General features: G+C 69.9%; 20 protein-coding genes. 13 read left to right on the top strand and 7 right to left on the bottom strand.

The features are described 5' to 3' along the window. Positions 1 to 20: 20 nt before the first annotated feature. Positions 21 to 524: an SsgA family sporulation/cell division regulator gene (locus tag BX283_RS17360; RefSeq protein ID WP_101388497.1), complete on the bottom strand. Its 504-nt coding sequence runs from the start codon at positions 522 to 524 to the stop codon at positions 21 to 23. A 278-nt stretch (positions 525 to 802) separates the two neighbouring features. Between BX283_RS17360 and BX283_RS17355 the strand changes: the two genes are divergently transcribed. Next, on the top strand, positions 803 to 2,302 hold the full coding sequence (locus tag BX283_RS17355; protein ID WP_101388496.1) for an RDD family protein: 1,500 nt from the start codon (positions 803 to 805) through the stop codon (positions 2,300 to 2,302). 79 nt (positions 2,303 to 2,381) lie between these two features. After that, positions 2,382 to 3,143, top strand: coding sequence for an RDD family protein (locus BX283_RS17350; protein ID WP_101388495.1), 762 nt, complete (start codon positions 2,382 to 2,384; stop codon positions 3,141 to 3,143). Between the two features lie 24 nt (positions 3,144 to 3,167). Here BX283_RS17350 and BX283_RS17345 read toward each other — a convergent pair whose 3' ends face one another. Further along, entirely contained in the window at positions 3,168 to 3,431 is a 264-nt protein-coding gene (locus tag BX283_RS17345; RefSeq protein WP_101388494.1) for a hypothetical protein, read from the bottom strand. Between the two features lie 402 nt (positions 3,432 to 3,833). Here BX283_RS17345 and BX283_RS17340 point away from each other — a divergent pair, with 402 nt between their 5' ends. Both BX283_RS17340 and BX283_RS17335 read left to right on the top strand, forming a co-directional pair. Then, complete coding sequence (locus BX283_RS17340) at positions 3,834 to 6,242, top strand: immune inhibitor A domain-containing protein (RefSeq protein WP_101388493.1); 2,409 nt, start codon at positions 3,834 to 3,836, stop codon at positions 6,240 to 6,242. A gap of 122 nt (positions 6,243 to 6,364) precedes the next feature. Next, positions 6,365 to 6,670: a hypothetical protein gene (locus BX283_RS17335; RefSeq protein WP_101388492.1), complete on the top strand. Its 306-nt coding sequence runs from the start codon at positions 6,365 to 6,367 to the stop codon at positions 6,668 to 6,670. Between the two features lie 71 nt (positions 6,671 to 6,741). Here BX283_RS17335 and BX283_RS17330 read toward each other — a convergent pair whose 3' ends face one another. Both BX283_RS17330 and BX283_RS17325 read right to left on the bottom strand, forming a co-directional pair. Beyond that, positions 6,742 to 7,329 carry an isochorismatase family protein gene (locus BX283_RS17330; RefSeq protein ID WP_101388491.1) on the bottom strand — a complete coding sequence of 196 codons (588 nt, stop codon included), beginning with the start codon at positions 7,327 to 7,329 and terminating at the stop codon, positions 6,742 to 6,744. Positions 7,330 to 7,429: 100 nt separating this feature from the next. Continuing rightward, positions 7,430 to 8,758 (bottom strand): nicotinate phosphoribosyltransferase, encoded by a 1,329-nt coding sequence (locus BX283_RS17325; RefSeq protein ID WP_101388490.1) that lies wholly within the window; start codon positions 8,756 to 8,758, stop codon positions 7,430 to 7,432. A 240-nt stretch (positions 8,759 to 8,998) separates the two neighbouring features. Between BX283_RS17325 and clpS the strand changes: the two genes are divergently transcribed. From clpS to BX283_RS17290, 7 genes are all read left to right on the top strand, one after another. Continuing rightward, a complete protein-coding gene (gene clpS / locus BX283_RS17320; RefSeq protein WP_067159503.1) occupies positions 8,999 to 9,304 on the top strand; it encodes an ATP-dependent Clp protease adapter ClpS in 306 nt (101 codons plus the stop codon). Further along, on the top strand, positions 9,304 to 9,885 hold the full coding sequence (locus tag BX283_RS17315; protein ID WP_101388489.1) for a DUF2017 domain-containing protein: 582 nt from the start codon (positions 9,304 to 9,306) through the stop codon (positions 9,883 to 9,885). Before clpS ends, BX283_RS17315 begins: the two co-directional genes overlap by 1 nt. A 341-nt stretch (positions 9,886 to 10,226) precedes the next feature. Next, positions 10,227 to 11,681 carry an amino acid permease gene (locus BX283_RS17310; protein WP_101388488.1) on the top strand — a complete coding sequence of 485 codons (1,455 nt, stop codon included), beginning with the start codon at positions 10,227 to 10,229 and terminating at the stop codon, positions 11,679 to 11,681. 87 nt (positions 11,682 to 11,768) lie between these two features. Beyond that, positions 11,769 to 12,191: a Mov34/MPN/PAD-1 family protein gene (locus BX283_RS17305; RefSeq protein ID WP_101388487.1), complete on the top strand. Its 423-nt coding sequence runs from the start codon at positions 11,769 to 11,771 to the stop codon at positions 12,189 to 12,191. A gap of 106 nt (positions 12,192 to 12,297) precedes the next feature. Continuing rightward, positions 12,298 to 12,414, top strand: a complete 117-nt coding sequence (locus tag BX283_RS42455; RefSeq protein WP_329399246.1) for a putative leader peptide — start codon at positions 12,298 to 12,300, stop codon at positions 12,412 to 12,414. 121 nt (positions 12,415 to 12,535) lie between these two features. Continuing rightward, positions 12,536 to 12,823 (top strand): MoaD/ThiS family protein, encoded by a 288-nt coding sequence (locus BX283_RS17295; protein ID WP_101388485.1) that lies wholly within the window; start codon positions 12,536 to 12,538, stop codon positions 12,821 to 12,823. Between the two features lie 14 nt (positions 12,824 to 12,837). After that, positions 12,838 to 13,788, top strand: coding sequence for a PLP-dependent cysteine synthase family protein (locus BX283_RS17290; protein ID WP_101388484.1), 951 nt, complete (start codon positions 12,838 to 12,840; stop codon positions 13,786 to 13,788). 198 nt (positions 13,789 to 13,986) lie between these two features. On the opposite strand, the gene BX283_RS17285 is transcribed toward BX283_RS17290, so the two are convergent. Beyond that, positions 13,987 to 14,445 (bottom strand): type II toxin-antitoxin system PemK/MazF family toxin, encoded by a 459-nt coding sequence (locus BX283_RS17285; RefSeq protein ID WP_101388483.1) that lies wholly within the window; start codon positions 14,443 to 14,445, stop codon positions 13,987 to 13,989. A 200-nt stretch (positions 14,446 to 14,645) separates the two neighbouring features. On the opposite strand from BX283_RS17285, the gene BX283_RS17280 reads away from it, so the two are divergent. Continuing rightward, a complete protein-coding gene (locus BX283_RS17280; RefSeq protein WP_101388482.1) occupies positions 14,646 to 15,398 on the top strand; it encodes an MBL fold metallo-hydrolase in 753 nt (250 codons plus the stop codon). 82 nt (positions 15,399 to 15,480) lie between these two features. Here BX283_RS17280 and BX283_RS17275 read toward each other — a convergent pair whose 3' ends face one another. After that, complete coding sequence (locus BX283_RS17275) at positions 15,481 to 16,731, bottom strand: PTS transporter subunit EIIC (RefSeq protein ID WP_101388481.1); 1,251 nt, start codon at positions 16,729 to 16,731, stop codon at positions 15,481 to 15,483. Between the two features lie 260 nt (positions 16,732 to 16,991). Beyond that, positions 16,992 to 18,287: a PTS transporter subunit EIIC gene (locus tag BX283_RS17270; protein WP_101388480.1), complete on the bottom strand. Its 1,296-nt coding sequence runs from the start codon at positions 18,285 to 18,287 to the stop codon at positions 16,992 to 16,994. A 267-nt stretch (positions 18,288 to 18,554) separates the two neighbouring features. Between BX283_RS17270 and BX283_RS17265 the strand changes: the two genes are divergently transcribed. Further along, entirely contained in the window at positions 18,555 to 18,788 is a 234-nt protein-coding gene (locus BX283_RS17265) for a glucose PTS transporter subunit EIIB (RefSeq protein WP_018517946.1), read from the top strand. Positions 18,789 to 18,959: the final 171 nt, after the last annotated feature.

The following is an 18,959-nucleotide window of genomic DNA, read 5'->3' as shown; positions in this document are numbered from 1 at the left end:
TGCGTCTGCTTCCCCTCCCGTCACGCACCTTCCTCCGGCCGCGACTCGTCCGAGGGCCACGGGTCGTTCAGGTACAGCTCCTCGGCGCGGGTGCGGCCGGGCGTGCGGCCGGTCGTGGGCGCGAGCAGCTCGGCGAGGCCGTCGTCGATGCCGAGCTGCTCGGTCTCAGAACCCGGGGGGACCACCCGCAGCGTCCGCTCCAGCCACGCCGACACCTGGGCGGACGGCGCCTCCAGGAGTGCGTCGCCGTCCGGCGAGCTGAGCGCCATCAGGATCACGCTGCGCCCGTCCACCTTGGTGGGCCAGATCCGGACGTCGCCGTGGCCGCACGGCCGGAACACCCCCTCGACGAGCAGCTCACGGGCGAACGTCCAGTTGACGGGGTGATCGGAGCCGATGTGGAAGGTGATGTGCACGGCGTACGGGTCGTCCGTGCGATAGGTCAGCCGGGCCGGGACCGGGATGCTGCGCTCCGGCGACAGCACGAGTTTGAGCTCCAGCTCGCGTTCCACCACGGTGTGCATGACAGTGCCTTTCCTCTCCTGGTACGGGCCCGTGATCGGGCCGCACCAGGTGAGAGCGGGGTACCGCGCGGCTATGACGCGACTTCCGGAAAATTTTTCCGGCGGCCCGGGAAACGGCCCGGACGAGGGGTTCCGGGCCCGGTCCACGGGCGGGTGAGAGGTGCCTGAACGTTGACCGGATAGTGGTCGGTACCGACGGACCCGCCCGGGGGCGGTCGCCCGTCTGGTAGATGTGGACCCCTGTATTGACGAGGCCCACGAGCAGATACGGGACCGTGATGAGCGCCCCCACCCCGGCTACCGGAGACGGAACCCCCGCCGCCGGCTTCTACCCCGATCCGTCCATCCCCGGATATGTCCGGTATTGGAACGGCGCCGCCTGGGTGCCCGGTACGAGCCGGCCCGCCCCGGCCGAGGGCGAAACCATGCCCGCGCCGCCGGCCGGCGCGGCCCCGGCGGCGCCCGCCCTCGCCTCGGCCCCGCCGACGCCGATGCCGTCGCCCGCGCCCGCCGTGGAGGAGACGGGCCCCGTCTTCCTCGACGAGCCCGACCCCGCCCCCCTCCACGGCAGCCGCCCCGACCCGGCCCCGGCCTGGCAGGCCGACGCCTCCCACCAGTCGGGCTTCGGCGACGACGCGGCGCGGCGGGTGTCATGGGGGCAGCCGGGGGATCCGGCGCCGGGGCAGACGCCCCAGCCGCTTCCCGCCCAGCCGCTTCCCGCCCAGCCCGAGGCCGGGCGGCCGCAGCCGCTGCCGCTGCCCGCCGGGTCGGCGTCCGAGCGGGCCGGGGCGGCTGTGCCGTTGCCCGCCGACCCGGCCCCCGTCCCGCCGGGCCAGGGGTTCGGGCGGGCTCCGGCGGGGGCGCCGGTGCCGGTGCAGTCGCTGCCCGCTCAGCCGTTGCCGGGCCGGCAGCGGCCTGAGGACCCGCGCGTCGGGGGCGACCCGCGCGTGGCCGACCCGCGCCGGGGCGAGCCGCAGGGAAGTCCGGCCGCCGTCCAGCCCGCGCCCGCCCGGGCCGCGCTGCCCTCGGCGCCGATCGCCCCGCAGTCCGCGCCCGTACCGCAGCAGCACTCCGTACCGCAGCAGCCCGCCCCCGTACAGCAGCAGGCGCCGCAGCAGGCCGCCGCGCCCTCCTCGCCCGTCACCACCGGGTCCGGCGGGGGCTCCGCGTCCTGGGCGCAGCAGGTGCACCAGCTGGCGCGGCCCGAGGAGCGGCCGGGGCCCGGGGAGCCCGTGGTGCCGTGGAAGCCGCCCGTGGAGGACCCGTTCCTGCGGGCCGCCCGGGCGCAGGCGGCGGCCCGGCCCGCCGGTCTCGGGCGGCGCCTGGCCGCCCGGCTCGTGGACACCCTGGTGCTCGGCGGGGCCGTCGGCGGTCTCGCCCTGCCGCTCTGGATCAAGGGCGCGGACCACATCCAGGAGAAGATCGACGCCGCGAAGCTGTCCGGTGAGACGGTGACGGTCTACCTCCTGGACGGCACCACCGGCGGCTACCTCGCCCTCGTGCTCGGCGCGTTCCTGCTCCTCGGTGTGGTCTACGAGGCGCTGCCCACCGCCAAGTGGGGCCGCACGCTGGGCAAGCGGCTGCTGCGGGTCCAGGTGCGCGACATCGAGTCGCACGAGCCGCCCGCCTTCGGCGCGGCCCTGCGCCGCTGGCTGGTCTACGGCGTCCTGGGCGTACTCGCCGTCGGCGTGGTCAACGTCGTGTGGTGCCTGTTCGACCGGCCGTGGCGCCAGTGCTGGCACGACAAGGCGGCCCGGACCTTCGTCGCGGGCACCTGACGCCTCCTCCGCGCGGCGGGGTACCCCGAACGGTCCCCGTGCCGTTGCGGGGTGCCACCCCGCGCGGTGCACTGCGGACATGAGCAACGAACCGCCGCCCGGCCAGCCGCCCGAGGACGACCCGTTCCTCAAGAAGCCGTCCGAGCCCTCCGAGCCCCCCGGCTGGAGCCAGGGCCCGCCCCCCGGAGGCGGCCCACCTCCGGGCAGCGGTACCCCTCCCCCCGGCGGCGGTCCGTACGGAGGCCCTCCCCCCGGAAGCCCCTACGGCACGCCGCCCCCTGGTTCGCCCTATGGCAGCACCCCGCCGCCGTACGACCCGTACGGCGGGGGAAACCAGTACGGCGGCCCCGACCCGCTCAGCGGGATGCCGCCGCTCGCCGACTTCGGGCGGCGGCTGCTCGCCCGGATCATCGACGCCCTGCTGATCGCGATCCCGCTCGGCCTCCTGGAGTGGGCGACCTCGGACCGCTGGGTGTACGAGACGAGGAGCGGCGAGGACACCTCCGACGTCATCAGCCGTGCGTACAGCGGCAGCGGTCTCGCCTGGAACCTCATCGGTATCGTGGCGTACCTCGCGTACGACACGATCATGCTGAAGCGCGACGGTCAGACGGTCGGCAAGAAGCTGCTGAACCTGCGGGTCGCGATGCTCAACGACGGCAGCGTGCCCACCACCAGCGCGGCCCTGGCCCGCACGGCCGTGCTCTGGCTGCCCGCCCTGCTGTGCTGTCCGTGTCTGTGGCAGATCGTCCTCATCATCACGATCCTCACGGACAAGCCCTATAAACAGGGCCTGCACGACAAGGCCGGGAAGACGGTGGTGGTCTCGACCGCCCCCTGACCCCGGGCCGGACGGTGCCGAGCGTCAGCTCCGTACCGAATCGGCCGGTACGCGCACTCCCGGCTCGGCGCTCTCCCCGACGGCGGCGGCGCGGTTCGTACGAACCGTGCGCGCCGCTTTCGGCATGGGGACCGTCACGGCGACCAGCAGTCCGAGCAGGAGCGCGGCGAGCACTATCACTCCCACCCCGACGCCCGACTCGGTCTGGGAGAGCAGAATCATGGCCACGGTCGAGAAGACGACGGTGGCCGAACCGTAGGCGAGCTGTGCTGCAGTCGGACGCGGCATGGCGGTATCCGTCCTCGGGGGCAGGCATCGGATGGGGGCGGGTCTCTCGACCGGGCAACCGGATCGCACTGTCAAGCGACTCTACGACGGTGCTTGCCCTTGCGGAACCGCCGGTAAGCGTGACCTAACCCACGGTGCCGGTGCACAGGGGGCGCACGGAGTCATTCCGCATTCCGACAGGCGAGACAGGCGCACCCGATGTCCGGGTTGGGTAGCACATCGGAAGCGTTCGGATACCGGAACGACCGCTCTGCATAATGTAATTGACTGACCTAAGTCAAGATCTGTCTTTTCTTTGGCAACTCCGGTCCAATGTCGTCACTTGAGACGCGTGCCGCGCACCGGAGACCAGACCCCTCACCCCCGGTCCGTGCCTGCGGCCGCGGGGGAGGACATCATCAAGTGACCAGCAACAGACGAGCGGTCAGAGCTGCCGCCATACTCGTGGCCATGGCCACGACCGGCGCGATAGGCTCCGCGTTCGCCACCGCCCAGGCCGACAGCAAGGCCCCGGCCCCCGTCGAGCGGCGGGACCCGGGCGCCGGCTCGGCCAAGCACATCGACGACATTCCGGGCCCGTTCACCAAGCAGCGGGAGCTCCAGCGCCAGACGGCGCTGCAGAAGGTCATCGCGGGCGACAAGAAGGTGCAGCAGCGCGGCGCCTCCAAGGTCGTCCAGCTCGACGACAAGAAGTACGTCGAGCTCGGCCGCGAGAAGACCGACAAGATCTTCACGGTCCTGGTGGACTTCGGGGACCAGGTCGACAACACGACCATGTTCGACCCGGACGGCCCGGCCGGCCCCAAGCCGGCGGTCGTGAAGTACGGGGGCGAGCCGGGCCCGGCGCACAACACCATCAAGCAGCCGGACCGCACCAAGGACAACTCCACCGCCTGGCAGAAGGACTACAGCCGGCAGCACTTCCAGGACCTGTACTTCGGGACCGGCAAGAACGCCGACGGCACCCAGAAGCACTCCCTGAAGACGTACTACGAGAAGACCTCCTCGGGCCGCTACTCGGTCGACGGCACGGTCACGGACTGGGTCCGCGTCCCCGCCAACGAGGCCCGCTACGGCTCGAACTACTGCGGCGCCACCAACTGCTCCAACGTGATGGACCTGGTCCGCGACGGCGTCAACGCCTGGGCCGCGGACCAGAAGGCCAAGGGCCAGACCACCGAGCAGATCAAGGCGACCCTGGCGCAGTACGACCAGTGGGACCGCAACGACTTCGACAACGACGGCAACTTCAACGAGCCCGACGGCTACATCGACCACTTCCAGATCGTCCACGCGGGCGAGGACGAGTCGGCCGGCGGCGGCGCGCAGGGCACCAACGCCCTGTGGGCGCACCGCTCGTACGCCTACGGCACGGACGCGGGCAAGACCGGCCCGTCGAACAACAAGGCCGGCGGCACGCAGATCGGCGACACCGGCATCTGGGTCGGCGACTACACGATGCAGCCGGAGAACGGCGGCCTCGGCGTCTTCGCCCACGAGTACGGCCACGACCTCGGTCTGCCGGACCTCTACGACACCACGAACCAGGCCGAGAACTCGGTCGGCTTCTGGTCCCTGATGTCAGCCGGCTCCTGGCTGGGCACCGGCAAGGACTCGATCGGCGACATGCCGGGCGACATGACCGCCTGGGACAAGCTCCAGCTGGGCTGGCTCAACTACGACACGGCCAAGGCCGCGACGAAGTCGACCACCAAGCTGGGCGTCTCGGAGTACAACACCAAGGACAAGCAGGCGCTCGTCGTCGAGCTGCCGAAGAAGCCCGTCACCACCACGGTCGTGAAGCCCGCCGAGGGCACCAAGCAGTGGTGGTCCGGCATGGGTGACAACCTCAACAACACCCTGAGCCGCCCGGTCGACCTGACCGGCAAGTCCAAGGCCTCCCTGGACCTGTCGGGCTGGTGGGACATCGAGCTGGACTACGACTTCCTGTACGCCGAGGCCTCCACGGACGGCGGCGCCACCTGGACCGCGCTGGACGGCACCGCCGACGGCAAGCCGATCAGCCGCGACCCCAGCGACAAGCCGGCCCTGACCGACGTGTCGGGCGCGTACAAGAAGCTCTCGTACAACCTGGACGCCTTCGCGGGCAAGAAGATCGACGTCCGCTTCCGCTACCAGACGGACGGCGGCGCGGGCGGCAAGGGCTTCACCGCCGACGCGATCACCGTGAACGCCGACGGCGCCGCGCTCTTCACCGACGGTGCCGAGGGCGACGACAACGGCTGGACCTCGAAGAACTTCTCCCGCATCGGCGAGTCCTTCACCAAGGACTACCCGCAGTACTACATCGCGGAGAACCGCCAGTTCGTGTCGTACGACGAGACCCTCAAGGTCGGCCCGTACAACTTCGGCTTCGCCAAGTCCCGCCCGAGCTGGGTCGAGCACTACGCGTACACGCCGGGTCTGCTCATCTGGCTGTGGGACCTGTCCCAGAAGGACAACAACGTCTCGGTCCACCCGGGCCAGGGCCAGATCCTGCCGATCGACTCCCACGCCAAGCCGCTGAAGTGGGCGGACGGCACGCTGATGCGCAACAAGATCACGCCGTTCGACGCGACCTTCAGCTTCTACCCGACGAACGCGCTCACCCTGCACAAGGCCGACGTGGCGACCACGATCCGCCCGCAGGCCGGTGTGCCGATGTTCGACGACCACCGGGGCACCTACTGGTACAAGGAGAACCCCACGGGAAGCGTGCAGGTTCCTGACACCAACACCCGGATCTCCATCGTCCAGCAGCCCAAGGACGGCTCGACGATCACCGTGAAGGTTGGTCCGTCGACCAAGTAGTTCTAAAAACCGCAGGTCAAACCATGATCGGCCGTCGCCCTCTAGCGGGCGGCGGCCGATCGTGTTTAGGTGCGTCCTACGAGTCCTTATTGACACGACGTCTTACGGGGGAGCGGTACGCCATGCCTGGCGGAGGTTTCAGCAAGCTGCCGAACGGCAGCGTCGTCGTCGCGCTCACCTTGCCCAGCCCCGCCGGGGACGGCCGCAAGGTGCGCGTGCTGGTCCATGCGGCCAACCGGGCCCGCGCCCTGACCCGGCTGCGGAACCTGGGCCTGCGCGCGGTCTATCTGCGCGGCAACACCGAGCCGCCCACACCGGACGAGATCACGGCGGTCCTGCACCACCCGGACGGCCTCCTGTGGCGCACAGCGCCACAACCGGAGGCCGAGGAGCTCTGGCACCCGATACGGGCGCTGCTGCGGCCGTAGGGGCTTCAGGGGCGCGGGGAACTGCGCTACCAGCCCCCACCGGACCGCACTCGACTGACAAGCGTCCCCGGTCAGCAGACGGGCTTGCCGGACAGCTCCGCGCCGGCGGCCCGCATCTCCTCGATGGCCCGAGCAGTCGTCTCCTCCGAGACGCCGGCGGTGAGGTCCAACAACACATGCGTGGCGAAGCCACCCCGCACCGCGTCCAGCGCCGTCGCCCGCACACAGTGGTCGGTGGCGATCCCGACCACGTCGACCTCGGTGACGTCCCGGTCGCGCAGCCAGTTCGCCAGCCACACCCCGTTCTCGTCGCGCCCCTCGAAGCCGCTGTACGCGGCCGCGTGGGCGCCCTTGTCGAACACCGCGTCTATGGCGCCGCAGGCGACCGCCGGGGCGAAGTTCGGGTGGAAGCCCACACCCTCCGTCCCGGCCACGCAGTGCACCGGCCAGGAGTTCACGAAGTCCGGACGTGGCGAGAAGTGCGGGCCCGGGTCGATGTGGTGGTCGCGGGTGGCCACCACATGGCGGTACACGGACCCGGCGGCCTGCCCGATCAGGTCGGTGATGGCAGCGGCGACGTCGGAGCCACCCGTGACCGCGAGGCTGCCGCCCTCGCAGAAGTCGTTCTGAACGTCCACGACGATCAACGCGCGGTGCATGTCGGCTGTCCTTCGGTCAGGGGGCTGTTCTACGAGCGTAGAGATTCCGCCCCGGGTGCGGCAGGGGGCAATTGGGGTGCAAAGGCCCGGACGTGCGGCATCACGCGTACTCCGTGGGCAGCACGGGCTCGCCCCGCGAGAGCTGGATCGCGGACATCGGCAGCGTGCCGCGCACCGCGATGTGCCGCTCCCGGGCGGTGTCCAGCGGCTCGCGGGCCACCACCACACCCCCCTTGACCAGCTCGGCGAGCAGCTGCCGGTCGGCCAGGTGGGCCGGGACCGGGCCGGTGCCGACGACCTCGGCCTCGGCGATCCCGTCGGCGTCGGTGCGCCGGGCGGCCCACTTGCGGCCGCCGATCGACGTCTTGCCGCCCGTCGACTTCTTCGCCACCGGCACCAGCGGCGCCTTCGGGTCCGCGCTCTGCGCGCGGGCGACCAGCTTGTAGACCATCGAGCAGGTGGGGTGCCCGCTGCCGGTGACCAGCTGGGTGCCGACCCCGTACGCGTCCACGGGCGCGGCCGCCAGCGAGGCGATGGCGTACTCGTCGAGGTCCGAGGTCACCACGATCTTCGTGTCCGTCGCGCCCAGCTCGTCGAGCTGCTGGCGCACCCGGTGGGCGACGAGCAGCAGGTCCCCGGAGTCGATCCGGACCGCGCCGAGCTCGGGGCCCGCGATCTCCACGGCGGTACGGACCGCCTCGGCCACGTCGTAGGTGTCCACCAGCAGGGTGGTGCCCCGGCCCAGCGAGTCCACCTGGGCCCGGAAGGCGTCCCGCTCGCTGTCGTGGAGCAGGGTGAAGGCGTGCGCGCTGGTGCCGACGGTGGGGATGCCGTACCGGAACCCGGCGGCCAGGTCCGAGGTGGTGGTGAAGCCGCCCACGTACGCGGCGCGGGCCGAGGCCACCGCGGCCAGTTCGTGGGTGCGCCGGGCGCCCATCTCGATCAGCGGGCGGCCGGCCGCGGCGGCGGACATCCGGGACGCGGCGGCGGCGATCGCCGAGTCGTGGTTGAGGATCGACAGGATCACGGTCTCCAGGAGCACGCACTCCGCGAAGGAGCCCTCGACCCGCAGGATCGGCGAGCCCGGGAAGTAGACCTCGCCCTCGGGGTAGCCCCAGATGTCGCCCGAGAAGCGGTAGGAGGCCAGCCACTCAAGGGTCGGCTCGTCGACGATGCCGCGCTCGCGCAGGAAGCCGAGGACGCCCGCGTCGAAGCGGAAGTTCTCCACGGCGTCCAGGACCCGGCCGGTCCCGGCCACCACGCCGTAGCGGCGGCCGTCCGGCAGTCTCCGGGTGAAGACCTCGAAGACCGACCGCCGGTCGGCCGTCCCGGCGCGCAGTGCCGCCTGGAGCATGGTCAGCTCGTACTGGTCCGTGAAGAGCGCGGTCGACGGCACGTCCACCGGCAGCCCAAGGTCCGCAGCGTTCACAACCGGTTACCTCGCCTTTCCGTTCCGGCTGTCGACCGGGTCGGCCGGGGGTCCGGGGGTTGTCCCCCGGGAGTAGCAGCCATGGGTCGGATGCTACCCCTCTTCGCGTCAGAGTGACGATTTCGGGGGTCCGTTTGTGCGACCGCGGTCCCCGAGTGGCAGCATGGGGTAAGTGAGGCTGTGCTATCCGGGGGACAAACCCCGGACCCCCGGCAGAGAAGACGAAGGTCGTCCAGAGACGTGAGCGTTGCCCCGGTCGAGATCGAACGCCCCGAGTCGGCGGAAGAGACCTTCGCCGTCCCCGAACCCGATGTGCCGTGGGTGACGCTCGTCCACAACGACCCGGTCAACCTGATGAGCTACGTCCAGTACGTCTTCCAGAGCTACTTCGGCTACCCCAAGGACAAGGCCCGCAAGCTGATGCTCGATGTGCACCACAAGGGCCGGGCGGTGGTCTCCAGCGGCAGCCGCGAGGAGATGGAGCGCGACGTGCAGGCGATGCACGGCTACGGGCTGTGGGCCACCCTCACCCAGGACCGCGGCTGATGGCCGGGTACTTCGAGGCGCTGCCCGGCGGCGGCGCGGCCGTCGCGCTCGACGAGGTCGAGATCGCCATCCTGCGCTCCCTGTCCGTACAGCTCCTGGAACTGATCGGTCCCGGTGACGAGCCGATGGAGGGCGAGGACCCGCTGGCCGCGCTCTTCGCCGAGGGGCCGAGCGAGCCGCCCGCCGACCCGGCGCTGGCCCGGCTCTTCCCGGACGCGTACGACAGCGGCGAGAGCGATGAACTGCGCGCCTCGGCCGCCGAGTTCCGCCGCTTCACCGAGAACGACCTGCGCGCCCGCAAGCGCGACGACGCGCTCGCCGTGGTGCGCGCCCTCGACGCGCTCACCCCGCGGGGCGACGGCGGCGCGGTCCTCAAGCTGACCGCCGACGACTCCCGGCGCTGGCTCGGTGCGCTCAACGACCTGCGCCTCACCATCGGGACCCGCCTGGAGGTCACCGACGAGGACGACGGCGGCGAGCTGTACCGGCTGCCGGACGACGACCCGCGCAAGCCGATGGTCATGGCGTACCTCTGGCTCGGCGGGCTCCAGGAGACGCTCGTCGAGACGCTGATGGCCTGATCGCTCGCCCGGATGGTGGCCGGAGGCGACTGTTTTCCTCTTGTTCGCTCAGCGGACGCTCAAATCCGCATAACGATCCGATTACCGCATCGGCATAGTTTGCGGTCCCTTGTGCGCTTTGTCCGGTTGTCCTTGTGGCGTGCGCCACAGTCACCCCAGTGGATCACCCGTAAAGACGTGATAAATCTTCACGACCACCCGGGGACGCCACCCATGTTCCCGGGGGCGCTTGGACCGGCTGATCGCCGGTGGCACTCCATCCACATCCGGGGGGATCAGGACCTGATCCGCGGCTTCGCTCGGCGAAGCGGGCGGGTCAGCATGGAGAAAGGCGCACCACCATGACCTCAGCGCAGGTCGACAAGCAGGACGACCGCTCCGGCAATGAGGCCGTGGGGACCGCCCACGGCGCAGCCGAGGGCGAGGGTTACCAGCGGGGCCTCGGCGCCCGCCAGATCCAGATGATCGCGATCGGCGGAGCCATCGGCACCGGGCTCTTCCTCGGCGCGGGCAAGGCCATCTCGAAGGCCGGCCCCAGCCTCATCCTGGCCTATGCCATCGCGGGCCTGGTCATCTTCTTCATCATGCGGGCCCTGGGCGAGCTGCTCATGTACCGCCCGGTCTCGGGCTCCTTCTCGGAGTACGCCCGTGAGTTCGTCGGCCCGTTCTGGGGCTTCGTCACCGGCTGGACGTACTGGCTCTTCTGGGTCGTCACCGGCATCACCGAGGTCACCGCGGCCGCCCAGTACATGGCCTTCTGGACGCACAACGACGTCCCGCAATGGCTGTACGCGCTGGTCTTCACGCTCATCCTGTACGCGGTGAACCTGATCTCGGTGAAGCTCTTCGGCGAGCTGGAGTTCTGGTTCTCCATGGTCAAGGTGACGGCCATCGTCGGCATGATCCTGATCTGCGCCGGCATCCTCACCGTCGGCTTCTCGGACGCCGCGGACACCGCCACCGTCGCCAACCTCTGGAACGACCGCGGGTTCTTCCCCAAGGGCATCGGCGGCACGCTGATGACCCTGCAGATCGTGATGTTCGCCTTCCTCGCCGTCGAGCTGGTCGGTGTCACCGCGGGCGAGTCCAAGGACCCCGAGAAGACGCTCCCCAAGGCCATCAACACCGTGCCGTGGCGCATCGCCGTCTTCTACATCGGCGCCCTGATCATGATCCTCTCGGTCGTCCCGTGGCACGAGTTCCAGCCGGGCGTCAGCCCCTTCGTCGCGGCCTTCGAGAAGATGGGCCTGGGCGTCGGCGCCGCGGTCGTCAACTTCGTCGTCCTGACGGCGGCCCTGTCCTCCTGCAACTCGGGCATGTACTCCACCGGCCGGATGCTGCGCGACCTCGCGCTCAACGGCCAGGGCCCGAAGGTCTTCACCAAGCTGACCAAGAGCGGCACCCCGCTGATCGGCACCTCGGTCTCGGCCGCGCTGATGCTGGTGGGCGTCTGGATCAACTACAAGGCGCCGGGCAAGGCCTTCGACTACGTCGTCTCCTTCGCCACCATCTCCGGCATGTGGGCCTGGATCATGATCCTGGTCTGCCAGATCCGCTACCGCGCCAAGGCCGACCGCGGCGAGCTGCCCCAGTCCACCTTCCGGGCCCCGGGCGCCCCGTTCACCAGCTGGTTCGCGCTGCTGTTCATCTTCATGGTCATCGTGATGATGGGCGTCGACAAGGACTCGCGGGTCTCCCTGTACTGCGCCCCGCTGTGGGGCCTGATCCTGGGCGTCTCGTACCTGGTCCTCAAGGCGCGCAACCCGGACAACAAGGCGTTCGCGAAGCGCTCGTAACGCTCCAAGAGCCTCCGCGTCTCGTCATTCGGGCCGTCCCGTACCACTCCTCGGTACGGGACGGTCCGTCTGTTTATCCTTGCGCTCATGCTGACCCTGACCCAGGCCCTGTACGACCAGATCGTCGCGCACGCCCGCGCCGACCACCCCGACGAGGCGTGCGGCGTGGTCGCCGGCCCGGCGGGCACCGGCCGCCCCGAGCGGTTCATCCCGATGCTGAACGCGGCCCGCTCGCCCACGTTCTACGAGTTCGACTCGCAGGACCTGCTGAAGCTCTACCGCGAGATGGACGACCGCGACGAGGAGCCGGTGATCGTCTACCACTCGCACACGGCGACCGAGGCCTACCCGTCCCGCACCGACGTGACGTACGCCAACGAGCCCGGCGCCCACTACGTCCTGGTTTCGACGGCGGACACCGATGGCCTCGGCGACTTCCAGTTCCGCTCGTACCGGATCGTGGACGGCGGGATCGAGGAGGAAGAGGTCGAGGTGGTGGAGGCGTACTGAGCCGTACGCGGCCCACTCGGCGGGTTCGCCCGCATCCTGAGAGGAATGCGTCCGCCAGCTGAGATCACACTCCGGGAAGCGGACCGGGAATCGATACGATGACCGCATGGTTCCCCACGACGTGAGCGAAGAGAAGCCCAGCAGCCCGCTGCTCGTGGCGCGCCTGCACGTCGACCTGTGCCGGCTGGCGAGCGCGATGTGTCAGCGCCCCACCGCCGTCTGAGCCGCGGCCGCACGCGAACGACCGGTACGTTCCGTACCTCCCGTACCTCCGCAGTACCCGCGCGAAGCCGCGCGCGACGCCTTTTCTCCCTCCTTCTCTCCTTCCGACTGGAGCCCACGCCATGGCCATCGAGGTCCGCATCCCGACCATCCTCCGCACCTACACCGGCGGCGCCAAGGCCGTCGAGGGCAGTGGCGCGACCATCGACGAGCTCTTCAAGGACCTGGAGACCCGGCACAGCGGCATCCGCGAGCGCCTGGTCGACGAGGCCGCCGGCGGCGAGCTGCGCCGCTTCGTGAACGTCTACCTCAACGACGAGGACGTCCGCTTCCTGGCGGGCATCACCACCGAGCTGTCCGACGGCGACAGCGTGACGATCCTGCCGGCCGTGGCCGGCGGCATGGTCTGAGGCTGATCGCCGTCATGCGCTACGACTCCGCGCTGGCCGCCGTCGGCAACACGCCGCTGGTCCGGCTCCCCAGACTCTCGCCCTCGGACGACGTCCGTATCTGGGCGAAGCTGGAGGACCGCAACCCGACCGGCTCGGTCAAGGACCGCCCCGCGCTCCACATGATCGAACAGGCCGAGAAGGCGGGCCGGTTGACGCCCGGCTGCACCATCCTGGAGCCGACCAGCGGAAACACCGGCATCTCGCTGGCGATGGCGGCGAAGCTCAAGGGCTACCGCATCGTCTGCGTGATGCCCGAGAACACCTCCCAGGAGCGCCGCGACCTGCTGAAGATGTGGGGCGCGGAGATCGTGCCGTCCCCGGCGGCGGGCGGCTCCAACACGGCGGTACGGGTGGCGAAGGAGCTGGCCGCGCAGAACCCGTCCTGGGTGATGCTGTACCAGTACGGCAACCCGGACAACGCGGGCGCGCACTACGCCACGACCGGCCCGGAGATCCTCGCCGACCTCCCCTCAATCACCCACTTCGTGGCGGGCCTCGGCACCACGGGCACGCTCATGGGCGTGGGCCGCTATCTGCGCGAGCGCGTGCCCGGCGTCCAGATCGTGGCGGCCGAGCCGCGCTACGACGACCTGGTGTACGGCCTGCGCAACCTGGACGAGGGCTTCGTCCCCGAGCTGTACGACGCGTCGGTCCTGACCAGCCGCTTCTCGGTCGGCTCGGCGGACGCGGTGACCCGCACCCGCGAACTCCTCAAGGAGGAGGGCATCTTCGCGGGCGTCTCCACGGGGGCGGCGCTGCACGCGGCGATCGGGGTGGGCAGGAAGGCCGTCAAGGCGGGCACCCCCGCCGACATCGTGTTCGTGGTGGCGGACGGCGGCTGGAAGTACCTGTCGACGGGCGTGTACACGGCGGAGACGACGGAGGAAGCGATCGCGACGCTGCGGGGGCAGCTCTGGGCGTAGGGGTTTTGGGCCCGGCCTTTGTCTGCGGGCCGGTGGGTGGCTCGTCGCGCAGTTCCCCGCGCCCCTAGGGGGTGCGGGCGATGGCGAAGCCGAGCATTCCAGGGGCGCGGGGAACTGCGCGACCAGCCATCTACGGTCCGCAGACGAACGAAGCGGGGTCCGGGGCGCAGCCCCCGGGAAACCCAGCTCACCCCGGGCTCAACCCGCCAGGTACCGCACCTGGTCCCACACCGTCGGGTCCACCACCCCCACCCGCCGCCGGAACTCCCACACCCCCACATCCCGCAGCTCATCCGTCTCCAGAAAGCTCGGCCGCCCCCGCGCGTCCCCCACCGTCCCCGGCGGCAGCGGAATCACCCCGGCCTGCTCCTCGTGGAACTTGCTGGTGATCTTCGCGACCCGCACGCTGTCCCCCCGTACCGACAGCACCAGACAGGGCCGGTCCTTCGAGCCCGGCCCGTCCTCGTACGGCACATCGGCCCACCAGATCTCACCCGGCAGCGGCCGGCGCCCCCGCACCCCCGGCCGGCCCGGCGGCCGGACGCGCCCCCCGGGACGGGACGGGCGCGGGCGGGCGCGCCCCCGCCCGTCGACCACCGCGGCCCCCAGGGCGACCACCACCACGGCGATCACCGCGAGCCACCAGGACGTGTCCATACCGCAGACGTTACCCGGCGGCCGGCCCCCCGCGCGCGCTCCGCCCGCACTCCGCCCGAACCGGTGACAGCGCAGGTGAGTTCCCCCACAACGGCCCGCCACTGAGGAGCGACCGGCAGTGCGGCGCCTTACGCTCGACGCACCGCACGACCTCCCGCCGCCCTCCCCGTTCCCTTGCCGCTCCCGGAGGTTCACGCTCCATGAAGCTCACCGTCGTCGGCTGCTCCGGGTCGTTCCCGTCCGCGGAATCGGCCTGTTCGAGCTACCTCGTCGAGGCCGACGGCTTCCGGCTGCTCCTCGACATGGGCAACGGCGCCCTGGGCGAGCTGCAGCGCCACATCGGTCTCTACGACCTCGACGCGATCTTCCTCAGCCATCTGCACGCCGACCACTGCATCGACATGTGCGGCTACTTCGTGGCCCGCTACTACCGGCACGAGGGCGGACGCTGCGCCCCCATGCCGGTGTACGCGCCGGAGGGCGCCGAGCAGCGCCTCACCACGGCGTACGCGGACACGCCGTCCAGCTCCTCCATGAGCGAGGTGTTCGACTTCCACACCCTGAAGTCCGGCTCGTTCGACATCGGCCCGTTCGCGGTCCGCACCGAGCGGGTCTGCCACCCCGTCGAGGCGTACGGCATCCGCATCGAGCACGGCGGCGCGTCCCTCACGTACTCGGGCGACACCGGCGTCTGCGAGGCCCTGCACGAGCTGGCCGAGGGCACGGACCTGTTCCTGTGCGAGGCGTCCTTCACACACGGCAAGGAGGACATCCCGGCCCTCCACCTCAACGGCCGCGAGGCCGGCGAACACGCCGCCCGCGCCGGGGCCGGCCGCCTGGTCCTGACCCACATCCCGCCGTGGACGGACGGCGACGTCAACCTGACGGACGCCCGTGGGGCTTACACCGGTCCGGTGGAGCTGGCGGTGCCGGGGGCGGTGTACGAGGTCTGATCGCGCCCGTACGCGCATACGGGAAAGGGCCCCCGCACCGAGTGGTGCGGGGGCCCTTTCCGTAATCCATGACCCGTGCGGCTTACGCCTTCGTCAGGTCCTCGATCTCCTCCTCGGGCTCACGGCCCGGGGTGGTGAGGTTGAACTTGACGATCGCGAAGCGGAAGACGAAGTAGTAGATCGCGGCGAAGACGAGGCCGATCGGGATGATCAGCCAGGGCTTCGTATCGAGCTTCCAGTACAGGGCGTAGTCGATCAGACCGGCCGAGAAGTTGAAGCCCGCGTGGACGCCGAGGGCCCAGGTGACCGCGAGGGACACGGCGGTCAGCACCGCGTGGATCACGTAGAGCAGCGGTGCGATGAACATGAACGAGAACTCGATCGGCTCGGTCACACCGGTCACGAAGGAGGTGAGCGCCAGCGACACCATCATGCCGAGGACGGCCTTCCGGCGCTCGGGGCGGGCGGTGTGCGCCATGGCGAGCGCGGCGGCCGGGAGGCCGAACATCATGATGGGGAAGAAGCCGGACATGAACATGCCGGCGGACGGGTCCCCGGCGAGGAAGCGGCCGTAGTCACCGTGCACGACCTCGCCCGCGGAGTTGGTGAAGTCGCCGAGCTGGAACCAGGCCACGGTGTTCACGAACTGGTGCATGCCGATCGGGATCAGCGCGCGGTTGATGGCGCCGAACAGGCCTGCGCCACCGGCGCCGAGGCCCGTCATCCACTTGCCGAAGTCGGCGATCCCGTCACCGATGGGCTCCCAGACCAGACCGAAGAAGACGCCGACGATGACGCCGACGAAGGCCATGATGATCGGGACGAGGCGGCGGCCGTTGAAGAAGCCGAGCCAGTCGACCAGCTTCTTGCGGTGGTAACGCTGCCAGAGGACGGCCGACAGCAGACCCATGATGATGCCGCCGAGGACACCCGGGTTGTTGAACGTCGCCGGATCGTCCTTGCCCGCCTTGATCACCGCTTCGGTGACGGGGAACGCTTCCAGGACCTTGCTGTAGACCAGGAAGCCCACGAGGGCGGCCAGGGCGGTCGAACCGTCCGCCTTCTTAGCGAAGCCGATGGCCACGCCGATGCAGAACAGCAGGGGCAGGGCACCGGTGATCGCACCGCCCGCGTTGCCGAAGACGGCGGCCACCTTGTCCCAACCGAGGCCGTCTTTACCGAAAACGTCGTCCTGGCCCAGGCGGACCATGATGCCCGCAGCCGGCAGCACCGCGATCGGCAGCTGAAGGCTGCGGCCGATCTTCTGCAAGCCCTGGAACACACCGGAGCCCCGCTTCTTCGCGGGCGCCGCCGTAGCGGTGGCCGTACTCATCAACTTCCTCCAGTTGGCAAGGCGCCGCCCGGGGACATGGAAAAGTACGGGGGGACGGCGGCGTCTCAAGGGGGGAACGCGGTGAAGCCCGCGTGGTCTACACCATTGAGTGGTGTAGACCAGTTGTAGCACGGTGAGGGTTAGATAAGGAACCTGCAATTTCTGTGTGCTGAGCCACGCATTCCGGCATGACGGACAAAGGCCCCGGACCCTGGGGTCCGAGGCCTCTGCCGTACAACCGCTTGGTTATCCCGCCGTTATTACTTCGTGTTCTCCCGCTCGATCTCCTCTTCCAGCTCCTCCGGCTCGCGGCCGGGAGTGGGGAGGTCGAACTTGATGATCGCGAAACGGAAGATCGCGTAGTAGACGGCGGCGAAGACGAGGCCGATCGGAATGATCAGCCACGGTTTCGTCGCCAGGTTCCAGTTGATGACGTAGTCGATCAGTCCGGCCGAGAAGCTGAAGCCGTCCTTGACGCCCAGCGCCCAGCTCACCGCCATCGAGACACCGGTCAGGACCGCGTGGATCGCGTACAGCAGCGGGGCGATGAAGAGGAACGAGTACTCGATCGGCTCGGTGATGCCGGTGACGAACGACGTCAGGCCGACCGACAGCATCAGACCGCCCACCTGCTTGCGGCGGTGCGGCTTGGCGCAGTGCGTGATCGCCAGCGCGGCCGCGGGCAGCGCGAACATCATGATCGGGAAGAAGCCGGTGGTGAACTGGCCCGCGTCCTTGTCGCCCGCCAGGAACATACTGATGTCACCGTGCACCACGGTCCCGTCCGGCTTGGTGAAGCTGCCGAACTGGAACCAGATGGGCACGTTCAGGAACTGGTGCAGACCGATGACGAGCAGCGCGCGGTTGGCGACGCCGAAGATGCCCGCACCCCACGCGTCCAGCCCCACCAGCCAGTCGCTGAAGCTCTCCAGCGCGTCGCCGATCGGCGGCCAGACCCACAGGCAGAGCGCGGCGAACGCGATGGCCACGAACGACATGATGATCGGGACGAGCCGGCGGCCGTTGAAGAAGCCGAGCCAGTCGACCAGCTTGACCCGGTGGTAGCGCTGCCAGAACCAGGCGGCGAGCAGGCCCATGACGATGCCGCCGAAGACCCCGGGATTCTGGTACGTGAAGGCCGCGACCGTTCCGTCGTTGGCCTGGCACCCCGCCGAGATCACCTTCGCTCCGGCGGCGCAGTCCTTGGGGAACTGGTGCAGCACGTTGTAGTAGACGAGGAATCCGGCCACGGCGGCGAGCGCGGTGGAGCCGTCCGCCTTCTTGGCCATGCCGATGGCGACGCCGATGCAGAACAGCAGCGGCAGGCCGATGTTGGCGTCGAGCAGCGCGCCGCCCGCACCGGCCATGACCTTGGCGACGTCCGTCCAGCCCAGACCGTCCTTGCCGAAGACGTCCGGCTGGCCGAGCCGGTTGAGGATGCCGGCCGCGGGCAGCACGGCGATCGGCAGCTGGAGGCTGCGGCCCATCTTCTGGAGGTTCTGGAACGCACCGCCCCACCATTTCGGCCGGTCCACTGCCGCGCTGTCCGCGCTCATCGGCGACCCTCCGTCCCGTACGTCCCGCCGGAACAAGCCAGTTCCGGGATGCGTTGCACACTGGTGTAGACCAGTTGCGGTATCGTCCGGAGCCTGGCCGCACGGGCGCGGTACCGGTGATCGCCATCCTTGGCCAGCGCGCGGACGCTCGCTCGCGTAACTGGGCCAAACGTGCGTTACGGTGACAAAGCGGAACCATGGAACTGCCGTCGGCGGGACCTGCGGTGTGCCGCCACAGCGTTCTTTGGAAAGAACAGGGAGACAGACATGGCCAGCAAGGCTGAGAAGATCGTCGCCGGGCTCGGCGGTATCGAGAACATCGAAGAGGTCGAGGGCTGCATCACCCGCCTCCGCACCGAGGTCATCGACCCGAGCAAGGTCGACGAGGCCGCGCTGAAGGCCGCGGGCGCGCACGGCGTCGTCAAGATGGGCACGGCGATCCAGGTTGTCATCGGCACGGACGCGGACCCGATCGCGGCGGACATCGAAGACATGATGTGAGCGACGTGTCGCTCTGAAAGGGCCCTTCCCGCCCAGGGAGGGGCCCTTTTCGTCTGCGGACCCTGGCGGGCTGGTCGCGCAGTTCCCCGCGCCCCTAAAGGCCTGTGGCTGAGCTGGATTCCCCGGCTGCGGCCGACTACCCAAGGGGCGCGGGGAACTGCGCGAGAAGCG

Origin of the sequence: Streptomyces sp. TLI_146 (assembly GCF_002846415.1) — a bacterium.
In the GTDB taxonomy this organism is placed as follows: Bacteria; Actinomycetota; Actinomycetes; order Streptomycetales; family Streptomycetaceae; genus Streptomyces.
This window is presented reverse-complemented; position numbering and strand designations above follow the sequence as displayed.